Annotated in this window: 10 protein-coding genes; 7 read left to right on the top strand and 3 right to left on the bottom strand. The window is 61.7% G+C overall.

Features of this window, described 5'->3' with window-relative positions; translation table 11 throughout:
- Positions 1–109 precede the first annotated feature (109 nt).
- Complete coding sequence (locus ACW55A_RS04745; RefSeq protein WP_498810729.1) at positions 110–15,517, top strand: non-ribosomal peptide synthetase; 15,408 nt, start codon at positions 110–112, stop codon at positions 15,515–15,517.
- A 114-nt stretch (positions 15,518–15,631) separates the two neighbouring features.
- Here ACW55A_RS04745 and ACW55A_RS04740 read toward each other — a convergent pair whose 3' ends face one another.
- The 3 genes from ACW55A_RS04740 to ACW55A_RS04730 all read right to left on the bottom strand — a co-directional run bounded on the left by ACW55A_RS04740 (position 15,632) and on the right by ACW55A_RS04730 (position 18,965).
- Positions 15,632–16,300, bottom strand: a complete 669-nt coding sequence (locus ACW55A_RS04740; protein WP_003434001.1) for a helix-turn-helix transcriptional regulator — start codon at positions 16,298–16,300, stop codon at positions 15,632–15,634.
- A gap of 363 nt (positions 16,301–16,663) precedes the next feature.
- Positions 16,664–18,100, bottom strand: a complete 1,437-nt coding sequence (locus ACW55A_RS04735) for a coniferyl aldehyde dehydrogenase (RefSeq protein WP_122241382.1) — start codon at positions 18,098–18,100, stop codon at positions 16,664–16,666.
- A 181-nt stretch (positions 18,101–18,281) separates the two neighbouring features.
- Complete coding sequence (locus ACW55A_RS04730; RefSeq protein ID WP_498810730.1) at positions 18,282–18,965, bottom strand: TetR/AcrR family transcriptional regulator; 684 nt, start codon at positions 18,963–18,965, stop codon at positions 18,282–18,284.
- Positions 18,966–19,125: 160 nt separating this feature from the next.
- Between ACW55A_RS04730 and ACW55A_RS04725 the strand changes: the two genes are divergently transcribed.
- The 6 genes from ACW55A_RS04725 to ACW55A_RS04700 are packed head-to-tail and all read left to right on the top strand — an operon-like array spanning position 19,126 to position 24,889.
- Entirely contained in the window at positions 19,126–19,551 is a 426-nt protein-coding gene (locus ACW55A_RS04725; RefSeq protein WP_054081427.1) for a DUF2147 domain-containing protein, read from the top strand.
- A gap of 28 nt (positions 19,552–19,579) precedes the next feature.
- Positions 19,580–20,461: a TorF family putative porin gene (locus tag ACW55A_RS04720; protein ID WP_498810731.1), complete on the top strand. Its 882-nt coding sequence runs from the start codon at positions 19,580–19,582 to the stop codon at positions 20,459–20,461.
- A 10-nt stretch (positions 20,462–20,471) separates the two neighbouring features.
- Positions 20,472–22,100 (top strand): xylulokinase, encoded by a 1,629-nt coding sequence (locus ACW55A_RS04715; protein ID WP_455808490.1) that lies wholly within the window; start codon positions 20,472–20,474, stop codon positions 22,098–22,100.
- The gene (locus tag ACW55A_RS04710; protein WP_003372838.1) at positions 22,097–22,780 is read left to right on the top strand and encodes a class II aldolase/adducin family protein; all 684 of its coding nucleotides are present in this window, start codon (positions 22,097–22,099) and stop codon (positions 22,778–22,780) included. Before ACW55A_RS04715 ends, ACW55A_RS04710 begins: the two co-directional genes overlap by 4 nt.
- A complete protein-coding gene (locus tag ACW55A_RS04705) occupies positions 22,777–24,258 on the top strand; it encodes an aspartate aminotransferase family protein (RefSeq protein ID WP_498810732.1) in 1,482 nt (493 codons plus the stop codon). Before ACW55A_RS04710 ends, ACW55A_RS04705 begins: the two co-directional genes overlap by 4 nt.
- 10 nt (positions 24,259–24,268) lie before the next feature.
- Complete coding sequence (locus ACW55A_RS04700; RefSeq protein ID WP_003372840.1) at positions 24,269–24,889, top strand: hypothetical protein; 621 nt, start codon at positions 24,269–24,271, stop codon at positions 24,887–24,889.

The following is a 24,889-nucleotide window of genomic DNA, read 5'->3' as shown; positions in this document are numbered from 1 at the left end:
GGTATCGTGATCGCGATACTCAGCCTCATTCTTCGGCAATGAGCAGCTCGATGCGCTGCTTGACTGGTGGATCGCCCAGCCACTGCAGGTCGCTTTTCTGCCCACTCCGGTGGCCGAATACGCTTTCAGTCGCAATCTGCGTCATCCAACCCTGCGCACGCTGCTGATCGGCGGTGACCGGCTACGCCAGTTCCATCGCGATCCCGGTTTTGCGGTGATCAATAATTATGGCCCCACCGAAACCACGGTGGTCGCCACCTCCGGTCGCTTACTACCCGACGGCAGCCTGGACATCGGAAAACCGGTCGCCAACACCTCGATTTACCTGCTTGATGAACGCCAACAGTTGGTCCCGCTCGGGGTACCGGGCGAGCTGTATATCGGCGGCGACAGTGTCGCCCGCGGTTATCTGAATCAACCGCAACTGACAGCAGAACGCTTTATGCATGACCCGTTCGCCGGGCAACCACAGGCGCGCATGTACCGCACCGGGGATCTGGCGCGCTGGAATGCTGATGGCACCCTGGAATATCTGGGTCGTAATGACGATCAGGTGAAAATTCGCGGGGTGCGCATCGAGCTGGGAGAAATCGAAAACCAGTTCAGCCAATTGCCGGGTATCGAGGAAGCACTGGTACTGGCTCGTGAAGACGAACCGGGGCAACCACGGCTGGTGGGCTACTTCACCGAGCGTGCAGGCGCTGTCGCCAGCAGCGTGGAACAATTGCGTACCGCGCTGCTGGCCCGTCTGCCGGGTTATATGGTGCCCGGCGCATTGGTGCGCCTGGACAGCTGGCCGTTGACGGCCAATGGCAAGGTTGACCGCCGAGCCTTGCCGGTACCCAACCGCGCCGCGCTGTCGACCGGCGAATACCAGGCCCCGCAAGGCGATCTGGAGAGCGCACTGGCCCTGATCTGGAGCGAATTGCTGCAGGTCGAGCGAGTAGGGCGTCATGACCGTTTCTTCGAGCTGGGCGGTCATTTGCTGCTGGCCATGCGCATGGTTTCTCAGGTACGTCAGCGCCTGTCACTGGAACTGGCCCTTGGCGACCTGTTTGCCGACAGTTCGCTGATCGCGGTCGCACACTGCCTGACCGCTGCCGCTCGCAGTCAGTTGCCGGCCATCGAAGTGCAGCCGCGCAATGGTCCTGTACCTTTGTCTTCTGCTCAACAGCGCATCTGGTTCATGGCGCAAATGGAAGATGCCAATAGCGCCTACAACATCTCGCTGGGCCTGAAACTGAGCGGTCCGCTGGACAGTCGAGCATTGACGCGTGCGCTGGAACGTATTGTGGCCCGCCACGACAGCCTGCGCAGCCGCTTCAGCCAGGAAGACGACAATGCCTGGGTACAGGCAGCGCCGGTGACTGAAGTGCCGCGCATCTGCTGGCAGGATTTACGCGATCAGGACCCGCAAGCGCTGCAGGCAGCGATCAGGGAAGAGGCCGCGCAGCCCTTCGACTTGCAGCATGACCTGCCGATCCGTGGCCGTTTGCTGTGTCTGGCTGAAGACCGTCACGTCTTGTTGCTGACCGTGCATCACATCGTTGCTGACGGCTGGTCGCTGGGCGTACTGACCCGCGAGCTGACCGCGCTCTACCAGGCGTTCAGTCAAGGGCAGGACGACCCACTGCCCGCGCTGGCGCTGCAATATGGCGATTACGCCGTGTGGCAACGCAACTGGCTGGACGACGAGCGGTTGAGTCATCAGGCCGATTACTGGCAGCAGACCCTGACGGGGGCGCCGGTATTGCTGACCCTGCCCACCGACCGTCCACGTCCTGCGCATCAGGACTACACCGGGGCCAGCGTCGCGCTGGATCTCGATCCGCGTCTGAGCAACGACCTCAGAGCCTTCTGCCAGGCACAGTCGATGACACCGTTCATGCTGTTCATGGGCGCATGGGCCGTATTGCTGGCGCGGCTGTCCGGGCAGGAAGAGGTCGTCGTCGGCATGCCGGTTGCCAACCGCCGTCGTGCTGAAATCGAAGGCTTGATCGGTCTGTTCGTCAACACCCTGGCCGTGCGTGTCGACACGTCGGGCGAGCCGGATGTGGTGACGCTGCTGGAGCGCATCAAGGCCCGCGTGGTGGAAGCGCAGGACCATCAGGACCTGCCTTTCGAACAAGTGGTGGAGCGCCTGCGGCCGCCGCGCAGCCTCGCGCACAGCCCGTTATTCCAGGCATCGCTGACCTGGGACGGCAGCCAGGGGCTGGAATTGCAACTGGGCGATATGCAGCTCGAACCGCTGGATGAACAGGCCGCTTTTGCGAAATTCGACCTGGCGCTGAGCGTCAGCGATGGCCCCGACCATTTCCGCTGCATCGTGGAATATGCCACGGCTTTGTTTGACCACGGCACCATCGAACGCTATCTGGGGTATCTGGAGGCGATACTGCGCGCCATGGTGGCTGACAGCCAGACGGTTGTGAGCCACATTCCGCTGCTGTCGGAGGCCGAGCGTCTGCAATTGACCGAAGATTTCAATGCACCCGATGCGGTTTATCCGCAAGAGCAGACGCTGCACAGTCAGTTTGAAGCGCAAGCGCAGCGCACGCCGGAAGCGATTGCCGTCAGCTATGAAGAGGAGTCTTGGAGCTACGCGACACTTAACGCCCAGGCCAACAGGATCGCGCATCGCCTGATTGGCATGGGCATTGGTGCGGACGACCGAGTCGCCATCTGCACGCCTCGCGGCCTGCAGATGATCGCCGGCCTGCTGGGGATCCTCAAAGCCGGTGCCGCCTACGTGCCACTGGACCCGGCTTATCCGCTTGAACGTCTGGCTTATACCCTCGAGGACAGCGCACCGGTGGCGTTGTTGAGTCAGCGGTCAGTGCAGGGCACCTTGCCGGTCTCGGAAGTGCCGGTAATCAGTCTCGACGACGACTTGCAGGACGAATCCGTCTGCAATCCGCAGGTGCTGGTAAAGCCCGGCAACCTGGCTTATGTGATCTACACCTCCGGCTCTACCGGTAAGCCCAAAGGCGTGATGATCGAACACCGCAACGTTGCGCGGCTGTTCTCGGCCACCGAAGCTTGGTTCGGTTTCAACCAGCAGGATGTCTGGGCGCTGTTCCATTCGTTCGCCTTCGACTTTTCGGTCTGGGAAATCTGGGGCGCGTTGCTGCATGGCGGGCATTTGGTGATCGTGCCGCAACTGGTCAGCCGCTCGCCCGAAGACTTCTATACGTTGCTGTGCCGCGCCGGGGTGACGGTGCTCAACCAGACGCCGAGTGCGTTCCGTCAGTTGATTGCTGCACAGGGCGAGAACGGCCAGGCGCATGCGTTGCGCAAGGTGATCTTTGGCGGTGAAGCGCTGGACACAGTCATACTCAAGCCGTGGTATGCCCGCAACGTGAATGCCGGCACACAACTGGTGAACATGTACGGCATCACTGAAACCACCGTGCATGTGACCTATTATCCGTTGCAGCCCGAAGACGCCCAGCGCCTCGGTGCCAGCCCGATTGGCAGGCGCATTCCCGACTTGCAGCTGTATGTCCTCGATGCCCGCGGCGAGCCGGTGCCGATGGGCGTGGTTGGCGAACTGTATGTCGGCGGCGCCGGTGTGGCACGCGGCTACCTGAACCGTGAAGCACTGACGGCCGAACGTTTCCTCGACAACCCGTTCAGCCACGCCCCTGATGCGCGTATGTACCGTACCGGTGACCTGGGCCGCTGGCTGGCCGATGGCAGCCTGGAATACATGGGCCGTAATGACGAACAGGTCAAGATTCGTGGTTTCCGTATCGAACTGGGTGAGATCGCCGCTCGCCTGAACGATCATCCAGATGTTCTCGACGCTGTGGTGGTGGCGCGCGAGGATGTGCCGGGTGACAAACGACTGGTTGGCTATTACACCTCGGGTGAAGGTAAACCCGGGCTGGATATCGAACAGTTGCGTGCCTGGCTGTCGGGCCTGCTCCCCGATTACATGGTGCCTGCGGCCTATGTACGGCTGGCCAGCCTGCCGGTGACGGCGAACGGCAAACTGGACCGCAAGAGCCTGCCGGCACCGGATCGCGACAGCATTGCCAGCCGCGCCTATGAAGCGCCGCAAGGGGCGATCGAAATCGCCCTGGCGAGCCTCTGGGCCGAGCTGCTGCATGTAGAGCAGGTCGGTCGTCAGGATAATTTCTTTGAACTGGGCGGCCACTCGTTGCTGGCCGTGACCCTGATTGCGCGCATGCGTCGTCTGGACATGCGTGCGGACATTCGCGTTCTGTTTGTCCAGCCTACGCTGGCGGCGCTGGCTGCGGCCGTAGGTTGCGACACTGAAATCAATGTGCCAGCCAACCTGATCGATGCGCACTGTCAGCGCATCACCCCTGAACTGCTGCCGCTGGTGGCGCTGGATCAGCCCGCTATCGACCGTATCGTGGCGCGGGTGCCGGGCGGTGCTGCGAATGTGCAGGATATCTACCCGCTGGGCCCGTTGCAGACCGGTATTCTTTATCACCACCTGACAGCCGGGGACCGCGATCCTTATTTGCTGCAGCCGCAGTTCGCCTTTGCCGACGCCTCGCGTCTCGACGCTTTTTGCCATGCCTTGCAGCGCGTGATCGAGCGCAACGATATTCTGCGCACTGGGTTGTTCTGGGAGGGTTTGCAAGCGCCGGTGCAGGTGGTCTGGCGTCAGGCGCCATTGCAGGTTGAAGAGACCGCCTTGCAGGACCTTTTCAATGCACCACGCGTGGACCTGACGCAGGCGCCGCTGTTGCAGCTGGTTTATGCCCATGATCCAGCCAACAAAAGGATCGCAGCGGTGCTGCGCTACCACCATGTGATCATGGACCATATCGGCCTCGATATATTGAGCCATGAGTTGCAGGCCATACTGCTGGACAACGAAGCTCAGCTCGCAGCGCCCGTGCCTTACCGGAACTACATCGCCCACGTTGTGCAAGGGCCTGGCGACGACGCTCATGAAGCGTTCTTCCGCGAGCAGTTAGGCGATATCGATGAGCCGACCTTGCCTTACGGCCTGGTAACGGCATCCGCAGAGCAGATTCCTGCCGAAGCCCGTCTCACGCTGGACGGCGGCCTGTGCCGTCAGGTTCGCGATCAGGCAAGGCAGTTGGGGGTCAGCGCTGCCACGTTGATGCACCTTGCCTGGGCGAAGGTACTGGGCCAGTTGTCCGGGCGTGACAGCGTGGTATTCGGCACCGTGCTGCTTGGACGGTTACGCGGCGGTGAAGGCGGTGAGCGCGCCCTGGGTGTGTTCATCAATACCTTGCCATTGCGCATGGATCTGGGCGGGCATTGCGCGCGCAGTGCGGTGCTCGACCTTCATGGTCGTCTGGTCGGGATGCTTGCCCACGAGCACGCTCAGTTGGCTTTGACCCAGCGCTGCAGTGCCTTGCCGGCTGGCGCGCCACTGTTCAATACGCTGCTCAATTACCGCCACAGTGCTGTGCCTGAGGTCGATGACCAGGCGAACAACACGGCATGGCAGGGGATTGAGGTGGTGCATGCAGAGGAGCGCAGCAACTACCCGCTGACCTTGAGTATCGATGACTTCGGCGATGGTTTCAGCCTGACAGCCCAGGCTGCGCCGGGCATTGATCCGCAACGGATTTGCGTCTACGTACAACAAGCCCTTGTCCACCTGGTGCAGGCCCTGGAGCAGCAATCGGCAGCAGCCCTGATCGAATCGTCAGTGGTGCCGGAGGCAGAACGCGAGCGTCTGTCGGTAACGTTCAACGATACCCGGCGTGACTACCCCCGCGAACAGCCCGTGCACCTTCTGTTCGAACGCCGCGCTGCACTTCACCCGCATGCAGTGGCTGCCGTACATGGCCGTCGTTCACTCACTTACGGTGAGTTGAACGAACGCGCCAACCACTTGGCTCACTACCTGCTGGGACAAGGTGTGCGGCCGAACGAACACGTGGCAATCCTGCTGCCGCGCTCGCTGGAGCTGCTCATCAGCCAGTTGGCGATCTGCAAGTGCGCAGCGACCTACGTGCCGCTGGACGTCAACGCGCCTGCCGAGCGCCAGCATTACATGCTCGATGATTGCCAGGCGAAATGTGTGCTGACACAGAGCGCCACCTCGATGGGCTCGACGGTGCAGCGCATCGATCTGGACCGGTTGAACCTTGATGACCAGCCTGCGCATGACCCGGGCCTGCCACAGGCGTCCGACACAGCGGCTTACGTCATGTATACCTCCGGTTCGACGGGCGCCCCGAAAGGCGTCCGCGTGGCCCATCGCGGCATTGCCAGGCTGGTATTGAACAACGGTTATGCCGACTTCAACGAGCAGGACAGCATCGCCTTTGCCTCCAACCCGGCATTCGATGCCAGCACCATGGAAGTCTGGGGTGCCTTGCTCAACGGCGGGCAACTGTTGGTGATCGAACACACCACGCTGATCGACCCGACGCGTTTCAGTGCAGCCCTGCGTCAGGGCAATGTCAGCGTGCTGTTTTTGACCAGCGCGCTGTTCAACCAGTACGTGCAACTGATCCCCGAGGCACTCGGCGGCCTTCGGCTGTTGCTTTCCGGCGGTGAGCGTGCCGACACGGCGAGCTTCCGCACGCTGCTTGCCCAGGCTCCGGGCCTGCACTTGTTGAATGTGTATGGCCCCACAGAAACGACTACCTTCGCGACCGCCAGCGATGTACGAACGCTGAACGATAATGCCGAATCAATACCGATCGGCAGGCCTATCGGTAACACGACGGTCTACGTACTCGATGCTCATCAGCACCTGACGCCGTTGGGCGCGATTGGCGAGCTTTACATTGGTGGTGACGGTGTAGCGCTGGGCTATCTGAATCGCCCGGACCTGACCGCAGAGAAGTTTATCGCCGACCCGTTCAGCGATCAGCCCGGCGCGGTGATGTACCGCACCGGCGATCTGGGCCGCTGGCTGGAGGACGGCCAGCTGGAATGTCTGGGACGCAACGACGATCAAGTGAAAATCCGCGGTTTCCGTATCGAGCTGGGCGAGATCGTCAACTGCCTGCACCAGTTGCCGGGCATCAGGGAGGCTGTCGTTCTGGCGCGCGAGGATGAGCCGGGCAATGTGCGTCTGGTTGCCTATTTCACCAGCCGACTGGACACCGAAGCGCCTGCCACAGAGCAAATACGGGCTCACTTGCAGGCCAACCTGCCGGAATACATGGTGCCTGGAGCCTTTGTCGAGCTGACCGCTCTGCTGCTGACGGCCAACGGTAAGCTGGACAGCCGTGCACTGCCCAAACCGGATCATTCGTCGCTGTTGGGGCTGGCCTACGAGCCACCGCAGGGCGAGATTGAAATCGCTCTGGCGCAGATCTGGGCTGAAGTTCTGCAGCTCGAGCGGGTCGGTCGCCACGATCACTTTTTCGATCTGGGCGGGCACTCCCTGCTGGCCATGCGCATGGTGTCGCAGGTGCGTCAGCAGATGGGGATGGAATTGCCATTGGGCGAACTCTTCGCGCTGGGCGAACTGGCAGCCGTGGCCAGTGCGCTGGCTGGTACGGGACGCAGTGAACTGTCACTGATCCTGCCTGCGCCGCGTGATCAGTCGCTACCGCTGTCGTTTGCCCAGCAGCGTTTGTGGTTTCTGGCACAAATGGAGGGCGGCAATCAGGCCTACAACATCCCGCTGGCCCTCAGTCTGCAAGGATCGCTGGATGTGGCGGCGTTGACGGCCGCGCTTGGGCGGATCGTCGAGCGCCACGAAACCCTGCGCAGCCGCTTCATCGCCCGCGAGGAGGGTGCCGAAGTGGTGTTTACAGCTCCGACGGCCATGTCGTTCCTGCAGATCGAAGACCTGCGTCAACACCCGCACACCCTGACCGAACGCGTCGTAACAGAGGCCACCGCAGCGTTCGATCTGACGCGTGGGCCGCTGATCCGTGGCTGCCTGATACAGGTGGAGGACGAGCGGCACGTGTTGTTGCTGACCGTGCACCACATCGTCTCCGATGGTTGGTCGATGGGAGTTCTGACCCGCGAATTACTGGCGTTGTACCCGGCGCTGCGTCGCGGCGAGGCCGATCCACTGCCGGCGCTGAGCATCCAGTACGCCGACTATGCGGTCTGGCAGCAGGGCTGGATGAGCGGCGAACGTCTGCAACATCAGGCTGCCTATTGGCGGCAGGCGCTGGAAGGCGCACCGACACTGCTGACCCTGCCTGCAGACCGGCCGCGTCCGGCGCAGCAGGATTTCGCCGGTGCCAGCCTCAACGTGCGGCTGGATGGGCAACTGACCGCAGGTCTGCGTGCGCTGGCACAGCGGCAAGGTGTCACGCTGTACATGACCTTGCTGACTGCGTGGGGCGCACTGCTGTCGCGTCTTTCCGGTCAGGCCGAGGTGGTGATCGGCAGCCCGATCGCGGGCCGTGGCCGGGCCGAGCTGGAAGGGCTGATCGGTCTGTTCGTCAATACGCTGGCCATACGCATCGACACCGCATCGGCACCCACCGGTGAGGCGCTGCTGGCACAGGTCAGGACGCGAGTACTGGAGGCTCAGGACCATCAGGACCTGCCGTTCGAGCAGGTCGTGGAAATCGTCCGCCCGACACGCAGTCTGGCCCACGGTCCATTGTTCCAGACGACGCTGAACTGGCTGGCCGGGGAAACGACGTTACCGGAGATGGACGGGCTGTTGCTGGCAACGGTCGAGCAGCAGAGTCAGGTCTCCAAGTTCGATCTGTCGCTTAACCTCGGCGAGCAGGGTGATGCCTTGTTCGGCACGCTGGACTACGCCACTGCGCTGTTCGACGAGGCAACAGTGCAGCGTTATTGCGGTTATTTCGAACAGTTGCTGCGCACGCTGGTGAATAACCAGCAGGTGGTGCTTGCTGATATCCCGCTGGTGGGCCAGCAGGAACGCGAGTATCTGCTCGAAAGCCTCAATGCCAGCGCGGTGAATCTGCCGCAAGGTCAGACCATTCATGCCCTGATAGAAGCACGCGCCGAAGGCACGCCCGAAGCCGTTGCCGCCAGGGTCGGCGAGCAGTCACTGAGCTACGCGCAGATGAACCGTCAGGCCAACAGCCTTGCCCATCATCTGATCAGCCTGGGCGTGCTCCCGGATGATCGCGTCGCGGTGGTGGCGCGTCGTGGGCTGGACACGCTGGTGAGCCTGCTGGCCGTGCTCAAGTCCGGTGCCTGCTATGTGCCGGTGGATCCGGCGCACCCCGATGAGCGCATAAGCTACCTGCTGACCGACAGCGCGCCAGCAGTGGTGCTCGCGGAACAGGCGTTCATGGCGCGCCTGCCTGCACTGACAGTGCCGCTGCTCGCGCTTGATCGACCTCAATGGCCTGAGCAACCGGCAAATCCGCGGGTGTCGGGGCTGACGCCCGGCGATCTGGCGTATGTGATTTACACCTCCGGCTCGACCGGGCAACCGAAAGGCGTGATGGTCGAACACCGCACGCTGGCCAATCTCGTCCACTGGCATTGCCAGGCGTTCGCTTTGCACGCCGGCAGTCACACGGCCACGGTGGCCGGTTTCGGCTTTGATGCCATGGCCTGGGAAGTCTGGCCGGCGCTGTGTGCAGGGGCAACGCTGCATATCCCGCCCGCCGAGATCGGCAATGAACAGCTCGATCTGCTGCTCGACTGGTGGCTCACGCAGCCGCTGCACGTGGCGTTTCTGCCGACACCGGTGGCTGAATATGCGTTCAGCCGCGAGCTCTATCACCCAACGCTGCACACGCTGCTGATCGGTGGCGACCGCCTGCGGCAGTTCCACCGCGAGCCAGGTTTCGCAGTGATCAACAACTATGGCCCGACCGAAACCACGGTGGTCGCCACTTCCGGTCGTCTGTTGCCTGACGGCAGCCTCGACATCGGCAAGCCGATCGCCAACACCCGCGTGTACCTGCTGGATGACCACCAGCAACTGGTGCCGACCTGTGTTGCTGGCGAGTTGTACATCGGCGGAGAAGGCGTAGCGCGCGGTTATCTGAATCAGCCGCAACTCACTGCCGAGCGCTTCCTCAGCGATCCGTTCTGTGAGCACCCGCAGGCGCGCATGTACCGCACCGGTGATTTGGCACGCTGGAATGCCGACGGCACGCTGGACTATCTGGGGCGTAACGACGATCAGGTGAAAATCCGCGGTATGCGCATCGAACTGGGCGAAATCGAGGCGCAACTGACCTCGTTGCCGGGTATCGAGGAATCGCTGGTGGTCGCGCGCGAGGACGAACCTGGACAGTCACGTCTGGTGGCGTATTTCATTGAACAAGGCCCGCGCCCGGCGCTTGATATCGCCAGGCTGCGTGCCGACATGCTGGATCGCCTGCCGGGCTACATGGTGCCGAGTGCATTCGTGCGCCTTGATGCCTGGCCACTGACCGCCAACGGCAAGGTCGATCGACGTGCTTTGCCGGTGCCGGATCGCGACGCCATGCCAGGGCGCGAATACGAGCCGCCGCAAGGCGAGCTGGAAATGGCCCTGGCCGACATCTGGAGCGAGCTGCTGCAAGTCGAGCAAATAGGGCGCAACGATCATTTCTTCGAACTCGGCGGCCATTCACTGCTCGCCGTTACCCTGATCGCGCGCATGCGTCGCCGTGGCATGGATGCCGATATTCGCGTGTTGTTTGCCCAGCCGACCCTGGCCGCCCTGGCGCGTGCCGTCGGCAGCGGCGCTCAGGTGAAGATTCCGGCCAACCTGATCGGTGTGGATTGCACATCAATCACCCCGGACCTGTTGCCGCTGGTGAAACTGGATCAGGCAGGGATTGATCGCATTGTCGCGAGCGTTACCGGGGGGGCGAGCAATATTCAGGACATCTACCCGCTGGGGCCTCTGCAGGCGGGCATTTTCTATCACTACCTGTCCGCCGCTGAGGATGATCCCTATCGCTTGCAGGCACGCTTCGCCTTTGCCGACCGCTCGCGACTGGATGCCTTCAGCCAGGCGCTGCAACAGGTCATCGCCCGCAACGACGTGTTGCGGACTTCACTGTGCTGGGAAGGTCTGGAAACGCCTGTGCAAGTGGTCTGGCGGCATGCCGATCTGCCGGTGATCGAGGTGCCGCTGGCGGCGCTGGATGCGCCCGAGCCACTGGAGCTCGTGCGTGCACCGCTGTTGCGTCTGGTTCATGCCGATGACCCGGAAAACGGGCGTATCGTCGCGGTCCTGCTGTTCCATCACCTGATCATGGACCACGTTGCCCTGGACCTGCTGAGCCAGGAATTGCAGGCGGTACTGCTCGATCAGGCAGCGCAACTGCCTGCACCAGTGCCTTACCGCAACTACATCGCGCAGACCTTGCTGGGGGCGGGGGACGACACGCACGAAGCGTTCTTCCGCGAGCAATTGGGCGATCTGGATGAGCCGACCCTGGCGTACGCTCAGACCTGGTTGCCAGGGCCGGAGGTTGCAGGCGAGGCCCGAGTGCGTCTGGATGCGGACCTGAGCAGGCGGCTACGCCATCAGGTGCGGCAGCTGGGTGTCAGTCCTGCCAGCCTGATGCACCTGGCGTGGGCGCAGGTACTGGGCCGATTGTCCGGGCGTGACAGCGTGGTGTTCGGCACCGTACTGCTGGGTCGCTTGAATGGCAGCGAGGGTGCAGAACGTACACTCGGGGTGTTCATCAACACCTTGCCGCTGCGCATCGACCTGGCCGATCAGAGTGCACGCGATGCTCTGTCCCAGACTCACCGCCGCCTGACCGGATTGCTTGCCCACGAACAGGCTTCTCTGGCAATCGCTCAGCGTTGCAGCGCCTTGCCTGCGGGCGTACCGCTGTTCAGTGCGCTGTTGAATTACCGCCACAGCGCGGTGCCCAGTGAGGTAAACGAGGCTGCCGGCGAGGCCTGGCAGGGTATCGAGCTGTTGCAGTCCGGCGAGCGCAGCAGCTATCCGTTGACGCTCAGCGTCGATGATCTGGGCGAAGCGTTCGACCTGACTGCGCTGACCTCGACAGGTATCGATGCCCGACGTATTTGTGCGTACCTTTCCAGTGCCGTGAACGGGCTGGTCGATGCCCTTGAGCAGTCACCGGCGGAACCGATTCAAACACTGAATATTCTGCCCGGCACCGAGCGAACCGAACTGCTCGATGGCTTCAATGCCGATCGCCTTACGGCGGAGTACCCGCTGCCCGTTCACCTACGTATCGAACAGCAGGCGCTTGACCAGCCGAACGCACTGGCTGCTCAGGCGGGCGACCAGCATTTGAGCTACGGCGAGTTGAATGCCCGTGCCAACGCATTGGCCCATCATCTGATCGGACTGGGCGTACGTCCTGACGACCGGGTGGCGGTGGTCGCGCGGCGCGGTCTGGAGACGCTGACGGGGCTGCTGGCAGTGCTGAAAGCCGGGGCGAGCTACGTACCGGTCGATCCGGCCCACCCGGATGAACGCATCAGCTATCTGCTGGAGAACAGCGCGCCCGTGGTGGTGTTGGCTCAATTCGACCTGCTGACGCGTCTGCCCGAACTGCAGGTGCCGGTGATCGCGCTTGATCGCCCGGACTGGTCACAGCGCACCGACAACCCGTCCGTGCCGGAAATGACCACGCACCATCTGGCTTACGTGATTTACACCTCGGGGTCCACCGGGCTGCCCAAGGGCGTGATGGTCGAGCACCGCACGCTGAACAATCTGGTGGATTGGCACTGTGAAGCGTTCAACCTGCGTGCCGGCAGTCATACCGCCAGCGTTGCCGGGTTTGGTTTCGACGCCATGGCCTGGGAAGTCTGGCCTGCGCTGTGTGCCGGTGCGGTGCTGCACCTGCCGCCAGCTGAGATTGGCAACGAACAGCTCGATGTGCTGCTCGACTGGTGGCTGGCTCAGCCGCTGCAGGTGGCGTTTCTGCCGACCCCGGTGGCCGAATACGCCTTCAGCCGTGAATTACACCATCCGACGCTGCAGACTTTGTTGATTGGCGGTGATCGTTTACGCCATTTCAACCGTGATCCGGGTTTCGCCGTGGTCAACAACTATGGCCCGACAGAGACCACGGTGGTGGCCAGCTCTGGCCGGATGCAGCCGGGCAAGGTGCTGCACATCGGCAAGCCGGTTTCCCATGCCCGACTGTACGTACTGGATTCGCGTGGACAGCCAGTGCCACTCGGGGTGCCCGGCGAGTTGTACATCGGCGGCACAGGCGTGGCTCGCGGCTATCTGAACCGTGCGGACCTGACCGCAGAACGCTTCCTCGACGATCCGTTCAGCGACAGCCCCGGCGCCCGAATGTATCGCTCCGGCGATCTGGTGCGCTGGCTGTCCGACGGGACGCTTGAATACCTGGGCCGCAACGATGATCAGGTGAAGATCCGTGGCGTGCGTATCGAGCCGGGCGAGATCGAACAGCACCTGGCGCAATGCCCGGGCGTCGGCGAAGCGGTGGTGACCACCCAGCGTCTGGACGATGGTTCGTTGCGTCTGGTGGGCTACTTCACCCGTCGCGATGCATCGCTCGACAGTGCCGCCTTGCGTGCGCATCTGTTGGGGCAGCTCCCGGAATACATGGTGCCTGCGGTATTTGTAGGTCTTGATACGCTGCCATTGACCCAGAACGGCAAGGTCGACCGCAAGGCGTTGCCTGCGCCGGACCTGGCCGCTCTTGCGAACCTCGCCTACCAAGCGCCATCGACAGCGCTGGAAGAGCGTCTGGCGGAGGTGTGGGCCGAGGTTCTTGAAGTCGGAAAAATAGGCAGGCACGACAGTTTCTTCGAATTGGGCGGTCATTCGCTATCGGCCATTCGTCTGGTCAGCCTGCTGCAAAAAGCAGGCGTGTCACTGACACTGGCCGAACTGTTTCAGCACCCTAGCGTCGCAGCGCTGGCAGGGTTGCTCGACCAGCGTCCAGGATCACCGGACGAAGCTCGCGAGGTGATCACAGTGCGTGCCGGTGGCAGCGAGTCACCGTTGTTTCTGCTCCACGATTTCACAGGGCTGGATGCTTATTTCCCTGTGCTTGGGCAACATCTTCAGGGCGACTTTCCGATTTACGGCTTGCCGGGCATTGGCCTTGGGCAGCAGCAATTACGCACCATGGAGTGCTTGGCTGCGCGGATGGTGGAGCGCATTCGTCAGGTCCAGCCGCGCGGTCCGTATCGGTTGGCCGGTTGGTCGTTTGGTGGGGTTCTGGCCTACGAAGTGGCTACTCAACTGCTGGGCATGGACGAGGCCGTCACATTCCTCGGCCTGATCGACAGCTATGTGCCACGCCTGACCGATCAGGGCAAGGCACGCTGGCAGGGACCTGACTTGCTTGAGCGGCAATTGCTCTCGCACTGCACTGCGCACTGGCAAGCCCAGGCGGGTGAGGGTGCCGCCAGGTTGGCGCGCCTCACCTCATTGAGCGAGCAAGCACCGCTGCCGGACTTCGCGACGCTGTTGCAACTGTGCCGCGACGAAGGTCTGTTGTACGAGGAGCTGGCGCTGGCGAGCGATCAGCAGTTGCACCATTACCTGGACCGGGAAGTGGCGCATGGTCAGGCCCTGGCGCATTACCAGCTGGAACCGCTCAGCCTGCCGATCCATTTGTTCCGCGCCGAACAGCGTCCAATGGCGCCGATCGGAAGCAGTTCGACCCTGGGCTGGGGTGAGATTCTCCCCAGAAATCAACTGCAGTGCGTCGATGTCCCGGGGGATCACATGACGATGATGCAGGCACCGCACGTGGCCGTGCTCGGTCGGAGCATCGTTCAGGCGTTGCACAGCGTGCCCGCCACGCCACCGCCGGCACCGGCTCATCAATCGCTGCTGGCGATCCAGAGCGGGCGTGACGGGCATGCGCCAGTGTTTTGTGTACCGGGCGCCGGTGACAGCGTCACCAGCTTCATTGGCTTGGCAGAGGCGCTGGGGCCGGACTGGCCGATCCACGGCCTGCAACCGCGCGGCCTGGATGGTCGCAGTGTTCCGCACAGCAGGGTGGAAGCGGCAGCGCAGAGCCATGTGCAGGCCATCGAAGCGCTGTATCCGAAAGGCCCGCTGCATCTGGTTGGGCATTCGTTCGGAGGCTGGGCGGCGCACGCCATGGCGGTCAAGCTTCAGGCCCGAGGCCGCGAGGTTGTCTCGTTGACCTTGATCGACAGCGAGGCGCCTGGCGGCGAGGGTCTGAGCAGCAAGCCTTATACCGCCACCGCCGTGCTGGAACGCCTGATCGAGGCGCTGCAGCTGTCCAGTGGAAGAAGCCTGGAGCTCGCCCCACTGGCGTTTGCCGACAGCGACACAGTCGCGCAAATGCACCTGCTTCAGCAGGCCATGGTGCGCGTCGGGTTATTGCCGCCACGTCTGGCGGCACAGGCCCTGCAAGGGATCGTCCGCACGTTTGCCAGCGCCTTGCGCACGGTCTATCGACCTGAGCCGGGAGGCTACAGCGGCAGGGCAAGTCTGGTACTGGTGAATGACCCGCATCTGGATGCGCTGGACAATCAACTCGAACATGCCGCTTGCGCAAGCCAATGGCAGCATTTGCTGCCGCAACTTTCGCTTTGGGAGGGGCCGGGTAACCACTTCAGCGTCCTGAAAGCTCCGGACGTCTACAGCCTGGCGGCCTGGTGGTATGACGGATTGACAGTCGGTGTGGGGGAAACGCAATGACTTGGTGGGTATTGATAAAGCGTGATTGCAGGCGCAGGGAGGTCTTGCATCGGAGGCGGTGAGGGTGGATCCGGGAGGGGCGATCGGTATCGCCCCTTCCGTTGCATCGGGCGGTCAGCAGGTTGAAAAAACGCCCGCTGATGAGCCATACATCCAGCGCATCAGTGAATTACGACCGCTGATGCCCAGTTTGATCGCCGCACGGCGCTGGTAACTGCCCACGGTATTGACCTTGAGTGCGAGCCGCTCGGCCTGCTCAAGCGCGGTATGACCGGCGAGCAGCCCAAGGCACACCTGGGTTTCGCGTTCGGACAACGTCAGACCCGTTTCGCGCAGTCGTTCCTGGAAGCGCTTCTCAATGCTTTCGGGCTTTTTATGCTCGATGCCGGGCATTGCCGATTGCAGGGCATTGACATGTTTTTCAAGTATCGAAAACAGCAGAGGGGAAATGTCGCCCAGCTGCCGGCGTTCCTTTTCTGAGAATTCGTGCGCGGGAAGCGCCCGAAATACCGTTATTTTACAACTAAAGCTTTCCGAGGCCTGATCAGGGTAAAGATGAATGGAGTCACTGAGCAACAGCGTGCCCCGCGATGATGTGACGGTCTCGTTAAAGACCGTTGGTGCAGAGGCAGGCGGCGTTTGCCAGGGCTGCGGCAGTGATGAGAGGTGCGTGGCATCTACGGCAAGCTGAGTATCGATCAGCTTGTGGAACATGCTGGAAAAATTCCCGCTACCGATGCTGGCGATGGCCCTGCCAATCTGCGGAAGTAGTGTGTGAGGCATTTAGTCATCCATGAGTTTAGAACTGCTGACAATGTTATAGACGCTGTAAGCATGGCGCAGTCACATCAACTTAGTCGCTGGTGTCTTCGGCGCGAGATCAGCGTTAGATGCCCACTAGATCATCTCTAGTGGAGTACAGCAAAGAGTATCGTCCTGAGGTTACCTAAATACTTCACTATCAGAAAGAGTGATGGTCATCGGTCGGACGGCGGACAATGGCGTCGCAGAAGTGGGGCGGGCTGGCCGGCGTTAGCTCATGGTGCCTGATGTTGTGACGGGAAGTAGAAAGTGAATACCCCCCCCCCCCCGCGCATATGCATGTAAACGTCGTGATATGGCGGGGTAACATCGTTCGGCAGGCGCCTACTTTCCGATCATGAGTCGGGTGACCAGACGCGTAAGCCGTCCGTAAGGTGCCGAGACCTTGTCGGACATGTTGAAACGACCGAGCTTGAGAACGCCGCGGGCATGGGACAGGCGAACGAAGCCTTCGTAGCCGTGATAGGCCCCGGTGCCACTGTCGCCGACACCGCCAAAGGGCAGGTCATCCTGGGTTGCGTGCAGCATGGTGCCATTGATGGTCACGCCGCCGGACTGCGTGCGGTTCAGCACCCTGTCCACAGACGTTTGAACGTTGGAAAAGCAATAAAGGGCCAGCGGTGCCGGACGAGCATTGATAAAGGCGATGGCTTCATCCAGAGAGTCATACGCGAGCACCGGCAGCAGCGGGCCGAAAATCTCTTCGCCCATGACATCTGCGTTCAGGGACACCTGAGTGAGTGCCATTGGTGCAATCTTGCGTTCGCCCGCCGTTGCAGGCGCATTGTGTTGCCACGCCTTGGCCCCCGTCGCGACGGCCTGACTGGCCATCGCCATAAGCCGGTCGTAGTGGCGCTGGGAGATGATCGAGGTGTAGTCCGGATTGCCATCGAGGGTCGGGTAAAGTTTTTTTGCCGCAGCCAGCCACTCGCTGGCAAAGCTGTCCACCTGTTCGCGCGGGACGAGGACATAGTCAGGTGCTACGCAGGTCTGACCGGCGTTGAACAGTTTGCCGATAGCGATCGTCCGAGCGGCTTTCGTGATCGAAAAGTCGTCGCAGACCACGACTGGCGACTTGCCGCCCAGCTCCAGTGTGACCGGTGTCAGATGGCGTGCCGCCGCCGCCATGACCTGGCGGCCCACGTGGGTCGAGCCGGTAAACAGCAGATGGTCAAAAGGCAGCTCACTGAACTGGCCCGCCAGCGTGGCGTCGCCAGTGACCACGACAACCTGCTCGGCGGGAAACGTTTCGCCGAGCAACTGCCTGAGCAGCTCGGAGGTTCGGGGTGTCAGTTCCGAAGGTTTGATCATCGCCCGGTTACCTGCAGCCAGCGCCTCTATCAAGGGCACCAGCGTCAGCGTCAACGGGTAGTTCCACGGAGCGAGAATGCCGACGACGCCCAGCGGCTGATAAACCACCCGTGCTGCGGCGGGCCTGAAGACAATACCCGCCTTGCGCCGGGACGGACGCATCCACGCTTTGAGGTGCGAGCGGATGTGCTTGATGCCGTTGACCACCGGCATCAATTCACCGAGCCGGGTCTCGTCGAACGAACGGTTGCCGAAGTCTGCGCTGACCGCCTCGAGCAACCTGTCCTGATTATCGCTGACCATACGCAGGACGGCGTTGAGGTCTGCGATTCGTTGATCGTAGGAAGGTGCGCCCTGAGCACGGAATGCAGCCTGCTGTGCCTCGAACAGCTCGGTTAGCCCGGCAGCGTGGAACGTGGTACCTGGCGGAACCCTGGCGGGTTGATTCATGACGCTGCTCCTGTGGCTGCGTGTTTTTTATAGTCACTGCGACCGAACCTGCCGCAAGTGCAGGCGTGTCAGCGGTAATGTGTCGATGTCCTGGCTCACCTAACCGTATAGGACACTGCAAAGCCAATGGAGGGGCGATCCGGCCGGTTAAAGTGGCTGGAACGGCCAACCTGTATTGCAATCATTGCTCGCCATGCACAGGTTCGGGCGCCAGGCGATCCAGATGACTGACAATCATCGCTGCCACCATCGCGCAGGTTTTTGCGGGCTCCAGCGGTTCATCGAACAACAACTCAATGGTCGCGTGAATCATTTCCACCGCAACGCGGGCAACCATGGCGATGTCCTCGGACGCCGCGTCTGGAAAAGCACTGCCGATGATGGCGGCCTGAGCCTTGGAAACCCTGCGGTGGGAGTCGAGCCGCACATGCTCCAGCGCGGGAACCGCCCTCAGTGCCTTGAGCGTCCACATGCCGCCCAGCGTGGCATCGGTGACCCGGTACGTATCCAGAATCAGCTCGGCGAGCGCCTGCTCAAGCGCCTGAGGCGGACCTGCGATCAGCTCGGGGGTAATCCAGTGATCGATCCGCTCGTTCTGTTTCTCGAGCAGACGTTCGCCCAGCACCGTCAACAGCGCGTACTTATTGGGGAAATAGCGATACAACGCGGGCGGCGTAAGGCCGGCCCGTTCGCATACCAGATTGGTCGACAAACGTTCTATGCCGACCTCGCACAGGGTGTTTGCCGTGGCGACCAGAATGCGTTCGTAGGTTTCGGTAGCACGCTGCTGCGCGGGCAACTTCTTGCGTTCAACGCTTTTCCCGGCGACCTGCTCGGGAAGGGTTTCGGTTTTCAGCCTGGCCATAAGTACCTGTCAAGAAGAATGGGGCGCCAGCATGACGATCAAAAAAACAGTTGCTGCACGATAAAATGATAGTTATAACTATCTTGTAGCGATGACTATCATAACTGAAGCGTCGTTATTGTGACGGTCTGTCAAAACAAAAAATAAAAAAGGTGACGCTATGAACGTACGGCAGTGGCTTTTCCTCTCTTCGGTTCTGATGTGCTCCACCGGCATTCATGCTGCTGCCGGTCCGCTTGAGGCCAAGGGCCTTTGGCTGACGGCGGAAAAGGACGCGGTAGTCAGGCTTGACGACTGCGCAGACAAGACCGGCGCTATCTGCGGCCAGATTGTCTGGGTCAAGGATGCTGCTTCGACGTCGAGTGACTGCGGCGTACAGATTCTGCAGCTGACCCGCTACGACCAGGACGCCTGGCGCGATGGCTGGGTGTATGACCCCCGTGATCAGAAAAAATATAAGGGCGCCGTTCGAGTCAAGGATGGACGCCTCAATGTAAGGGCTTTTGTCGGCACCGAAGTTCTCGGCAAGACAGAGCAATTCGAGCGAATCGCAACACTGCCTCCTGCCCCGGTTTGCAAATCGTAAATCCGGCCCTTTAGCGTGGGAGAGAATCATGCGCACGTATACAACCCGTTATGTAATGGCTGCAGCCCTGTGCTGCGCAGCAGGCCCGACTCTTGCCATCGCCGATGAAATGTCGAGCTACGCAGTGGATGTTACCGCCAAGGTCAGCTCGGACATTCGTACCCGTGGGATTTCCGATTCTCTGAATCGGCCCGGGGCCAAGGTGACCCTCCAGGTCGTCCATGAAACAGGCCTGGTGGCGCTTGCCGAATTTACCACGGTCAGCAAGAAACAGTTCCTCGACGGCGACGGTGCAGGTGTATTGCTGGCGGGCGGTTATCGCTTCGGCGATCCGGATGCCTGGCACTATGGCGTCGGGCTTGCGGCCGAGATGTTTCCAGGGGCTCAGTTCAAGGCACCGAACCGGTTCGATTTCGAAACGTTCACGCCAGGTGAAGAGCACTCGACCAATTACAACAGCCAGTTCGCCGTGCTTGAAATCGGTTACGGCGCGCTCGAAGGGCGAATCGCCCGGGTGCTCTCGAAAAACTACCGGGGTGCCAACAGTGGCGGGGTATGCGGCGCGCAATTGCAGTTCCGCGATGACCCGACCAAAGGCCTCGATTGCTATGCCAAGGGTGACCGCAACTCCCGGGGCAGCATGCTCTATGACCTCGATTACAAATACGCGCTGGGCATCAACACCAACCTGAAGCTGCACGCCGGCTATCAACAGATCGAAAACTTCTCGGAAGCCGACTTTGCCGATTATGGCGCAGGTCTGGTCCACCACTGGTGGGGCTTCGACTGGGGGCTTGACTGGGTGACGACCAAGACCAGGGCGCGCGAGCTGTATATGGCCGAGGACGACGGACATGTGCGCACCACGGACGGCAGTCGCTGGGTAGCGTCGATTTCCCGCACATTCTGAGTAGACCTTTATGACTTCGCTTTTCATTTCCCGGACGCCTGAGGCGGCTACCGGTCTGGAGCAACTCGTCCTCGCGATCGACCTGGGAACGTCCGGCTGCAAGTGCGCGCTGGTCTCCATGGAGGGAGACATCCGCGCCTGGGCGTTTCACGGTGTACCGCTGCACGTCAGTGGTCTGAGTGCCGAGCAGGAACCCGAGGACTGGTGGAACGCGTTTCTGCTTGGTGCCCACGAATTGCTGGCAGCCGACCCGCTCAGGCGTCGTCAGGTGGTGGCCGTGTGTTGCTCGACGCAAAGCGAAGGCACGGTCTGTGTCGATCGCGACGGGACCGCGATTGGCCGGGCGCTGCTGTGGCTGGACAAACGCGGCGCCGACTCGATCAAAAAACGCATGGGCGGAGGCTGGTGCAATCTGGGCGGCTACGGGCCGCTCAAACTCTGGAAATCGCTGCGACTGACCGGCGGGGTAGCGTCGCTGTCGGGCATGGATTCGGCCGGGCACATGGCCTATATCTTTGACCACGATCCGGCAAGGTATGACCAGACGCACAAGTTTCTGAATGTGCTCGACTATATGAACATGCGCTTGTCGGGGCGTTTCTGCGCCACAGGTGACTCGATGCTGACCGCCTGGGTAACCGACAATCGCGATCCTCATCACATCCGTTACGACGCCAGCCTGATCAGGGCTCTGGGTATCGACGCAGGCAAACTGCCTGAGCTGGTGGGCTCGACGGAAGTCATCGGCACCTTGAAGCCCGAGCTCGCCGATGCTTTAGGGCTGCTTCGATCCACACCTGTGGTGGCGGGTGCTGTGGACACCTCGGCGGTGGCCGTTGGCGCCACCGTGCGCGACTTCGCTCCGCATCTTTATCTGGGCACCTCGTCGTGGGTCGGCGCTCACGTGCCGTTCAAGAAATCCAGTGTTCGCCACCACATTGCTGCGGTACCCAGTGCGGTCAAGGGCCGGTATCTGGCAATGGCCATGCAATCGGCGGCGGGCGCCAATCTGTCGTTTCTGCGCGACAAGGTGCTGTATCACCCGGACGAGTTGCTGAGCGATGAGCAGCAGCCGGACGTGTACGCCTTGCTGGACCGTATCGCCGCCCGAGTGCCACCGGGTTCGAGGGGGCTGATCTACACGCCATGGTTGTGTGGCGAGCGCTCTCCGGTAGGTGATCCGAGCCTGCGTGCCGGCCTGATCAACCTGAAACTCGAGCACTCGCGGGAAGACATCATCCGGGCCTTCATGGAGGGCGTCGCGCACAACACGCGCTGGATGCTGGAACCGTTCTCGCAATTTATCGGCCAGTCGCGCGGAGTCATCGTCGCCACCGGGGGCGGAGCGCAATCGGATGTGTGGTGCCAGATCATGGCCGATGTCTGCGGGCGAGTCATTCAGCAACCGCATAACCCGATTCAGACCAACGCACGCGGTGCGGCCTTCATTGCTGCAGTAGCGCTCGAAAAACTGCAGTTCAACGATCTGCCGGCCCTGCAACGGCCGCATCGGCTGTACGAACCCTCCGAATCAACCCGAAACCTGTATGACGACCGCTTCGCCACGTTCAAGGAAGTCCGCAAACGTCTGGCGCCGCTCTATCGCAGGTTGAACCCATCGCAGGAGACGGCACCATGAGCAATGTTCAACAGCAGATCGTCGACCTGTCGCGGCATCTGTCACGCCGCGGCTTCTTTGCCGCAACCGGCGGCAACCTTGCGCTGCGTATCGACGCATTGCACATCGCGGTCACTCCGTCGGCCACCGACTACTTCAGCATGCGGCCAGAGGACGTCTGCGTATTGCGACTCAAGGACCTCAAACAGCTGTCGGGCGAACGTTCGCCCTCGGTTGAAAGCGAGCTGCACGCGAAAGTCCTGCGCAGTCGCCCGGACGTCAATTGCAGCATTCATACCCATCAACCGTTGGCCAGCGCCTGCACATTGTTCGGCAAATCGCTGGAAGTGCCATACCCGCCGCTGTGGCAATCGCTGGGGCGGCGAATTCAGCTGGTGGGTTATGCGCCGTCCGGTTCCGGTTGGCTGGCGGGCAAGCTGGAAAAGACCATCCGGCCTGACCAAAACGCCTACCTGATGCGCAATCACGGCGTTCTGTGCTGTGGCCCGGACATAGAAGCCACCCTGAAGCGCCTGGAGGACCTGGAAACATTCTGTCGTGACCATCTTCTCAACCAGATCAAAGCCAACAGCCGTGGCAAACCCGAATCACGCGTTGCAATAGCACGCCTGATCGACGCCCTGACCAGTGCCGGCTCGCACGCCCTCAGCCCTCAGACTTTTTCAGAGACTCAATCATGAACAGACCTCTCGATCCTGCCAACATCCCTGACATTCCCGCATCGGCCGTGTCGCAATGGCCCGATGTCGATTCACTGTATCGCCGCTTCGATGAGCTGGTGAAACAGCCGATTCGCCCGATCAAGCGCGACGCGATGAACAAGATCATGGGCTATTTCGACGAGCGCTGCCAAGGCTCGAAGCGGCTTTCCGAGGCGGCGAAAAAGGTCATACCGGGAGGCGTGCAACATAACCTGGCGTTCAACTATCCGTTTCCGCTGGCCTTCGCCCAGGCTAACGGTGCGTACCTGACCGATGTCGATGGCAATCGCTACACCGACTTCCTGCAGGCAGGCGGCCCGACGTTGCTGGGCTCCAACCATCCGGCCATTCGCGAACAGGTTGACCGGATTCTCGATGAGTGCGGGCCGGTGACCGGCTTGCTGCATGAATATGAAGTCAAACTGGCGGAACTGGTCTGCCAATCGATGCCGGGCGTCGACATGCTGCGCTTGCTGGGCTCGGGCACCGAGGCGGTCATGGCCGCGGTTCGCCTGGCCCGTGCCTATACCCGCAAGAAATGGGTGATCAAGATCGGCGGCGCCTACCATGGCTGGAGCGACCAGTTGGTCTATGGCATGCGCTTGCCGGGCACCGGGCGCATGGAGGCAGTGGGAATCCCGCGAGGCGCCACCGCAAACACTCAGGAGAGCCCACCCAACAATCTCGATGCGTTGCGTCGCAGGCTGCAAATCAATCGTCTGCGTGGTGGCACCGCAGCCATTATGGTCGAACCTTTTGGCCCGGAAAGCGGCACGCGTCCGGTGCACGCCGACTTCAACCGACAGCTGCGTGCGCTGTGCAACGAATTCGATGCCCTGCTGATCTTCGACGAAGTGGTCACCGGATTCCGTGCCGGTCTGGGCGGCGCACAGGCTTATTTCAATGTCATGCCGGACATCACGGTACTGGGCAAATGCCTGACCGGGGGCTATCCGATGGCGGGTGCCATTGGCGGGCGCCGGGACGTGATGCAACTGCTTGCCGGTGGCATCGGCACATCCTCGCGACGGGCGTTCGTCGGCGGCACGCTGTCGGCCAATCCGTTGTCATGCGTCGCTGGTTATTACGCGCTGGTCGAAGCCCGCCGGCTGAACGCGCCGGCGCTGGCGGGAAGGGCGGGCGACCGTATGCGCGCAGGACTGGAAGAGATCATCAATCGGCGCGGCTTGCCCTATGTGGCGTACAACATGGGCTCCATCGTTCACCTGCAGACGTCCGGCGTCCTGCTGCTCGATACCGGCAACCCGCTCAAGCTGCTGAGGGCGCGCAATGAAGCCAAGACTCGCAAGCACATGATGGAAGAGATGGGCGCCGCGTATACCGCTCACGGCCTGATCACGCTGGCCGGGAGCCGCTTGTACACCAGCCTGGCTGACACCGACGATGTCATCGACGACGCGCTCGAACGCTTCGACGCTGTCTTTCAGCTGGTGTGAGGTGAGCAGCATGCGCGATTCACTTCGAAAACAGTGGTTTGATCTGCGTGAACGCCTGATGGGGCAGGTGGACTCACACAGCAGTGTGTCGTTGCGATTGCCGGGCGAACAGAGCATGTGGCTGGGCAAGCTCGACGACCTGGCGCCGCAGGTGGTTGATTGCAACGACTCGGCAGCGGGCGACGGCCAGACGCACGCGGCGATCTACCGCGCCCGAGCTGACGTCGGCGCCGTTCTGCTCGGCGGCGGTGCCTTTGCCAAAAGCCTGGTGGATTTTGGCGGAGTCCTGCCGATTCTATTTGATGAGCAGGCACGCCATATAGGCCATATGGCTACGCCTGCCAGTTCCGAGCAACCACTGGCGCGACTGTTGAAGCGTGGGGGAAATGCTGCGGTGATCGACAGCACGCCGGTGGTGATGGGTACTACAGGGGCGCGAATGGTCCTCAATGCAGAGTTGTTCGAAAAATGCGCCAAGGCCTATACGCTGGCCAAGGCATGTGGCACGCACCTTACGTTACTGCCCTGGTGGGTGGTGCTGGTGGCCAACGGAAGGCTGATGAAAGACGAGAAGCGGGCGGCGCAGTGTTTTGCCGAAGGCCGTATTCCGCCTGAAACCCGCGGTTACTGA

The organism is Plantibacter cousiniae (nom. nud.), from assembly GCF_977070315.1.
The sequence above is the reverse complement of the archived record's forward strand: the minus strand, read 5'-3'. Positions and strand labels throughout refer to the sequence as shown.

Bases quoted from the DNA above. Each gene is read 5' to 3' on its own strand.
- ACW55A_RS04740 (WP_003434001.1), bottom strand. From the start codon at position 16,300: ATGCCTCACACACTACTTCCGCAGATTGGCAGGGCCATCGCCAGCATC.
- ACW55A_RS04700 (WP_003372840.1), top strand. From the start codon at position 24,269: ATGCGCGATTCACTTCGAAAACAGTGGTTTGATCTGCGTGAACGCCTG.
- ACW55A_RS04725 (WP_054081427.1), top strand. From the start codon at position 19,126: ATGAACGTACGGCAGTGGCTTTTCCTCTCTTCGGTTCTGATGTGCTCC.
- ACW55A_RS04730 (WP_498810730.1), bottom strand. From the start codon at position 18,965: ATGGCCAGGCTGAAAACCGAAACCCTTCCCGAGCAGGTCGCCGGGAAA.
- ACW55A_RS04705 (WP_498810732.1), top strand. From the start codon at position 22,777: ATGAACAGACCTCTCGATCCTGCCAACATCCCTGACATTCCCGCATCG.
- ACW55A_RS04735 (WP_122241382.1), bottom strand. From the start codon at position 18,100: ATGAATCAACCCGCCAGGGTTCCGCCAGGTACCACGTTCCACGCTGCC.
- ACW55A_RS04720 (WP_498810731.1), top strand. From the start codon at position 19,580: ATGCGCACGTATACAACCCGTTATGTAATGGCTGCAGCCCTGTGCTGC.
- ACW55A_RS04710 (WP_003372838.1), top strand. From the start codon at position 22,097: ATGAGCAATGTTCAACAGCAGATCGTCGACCTGTCGCGGCATCTGTCA.
- ACW55A_RS04715 (WP_455808490.1), top strand. From the start codon at position 20,472: ATGACTTCGCTTTTCATTTCCCGGACGCCTGAGGCGGCTACCGGTCTG.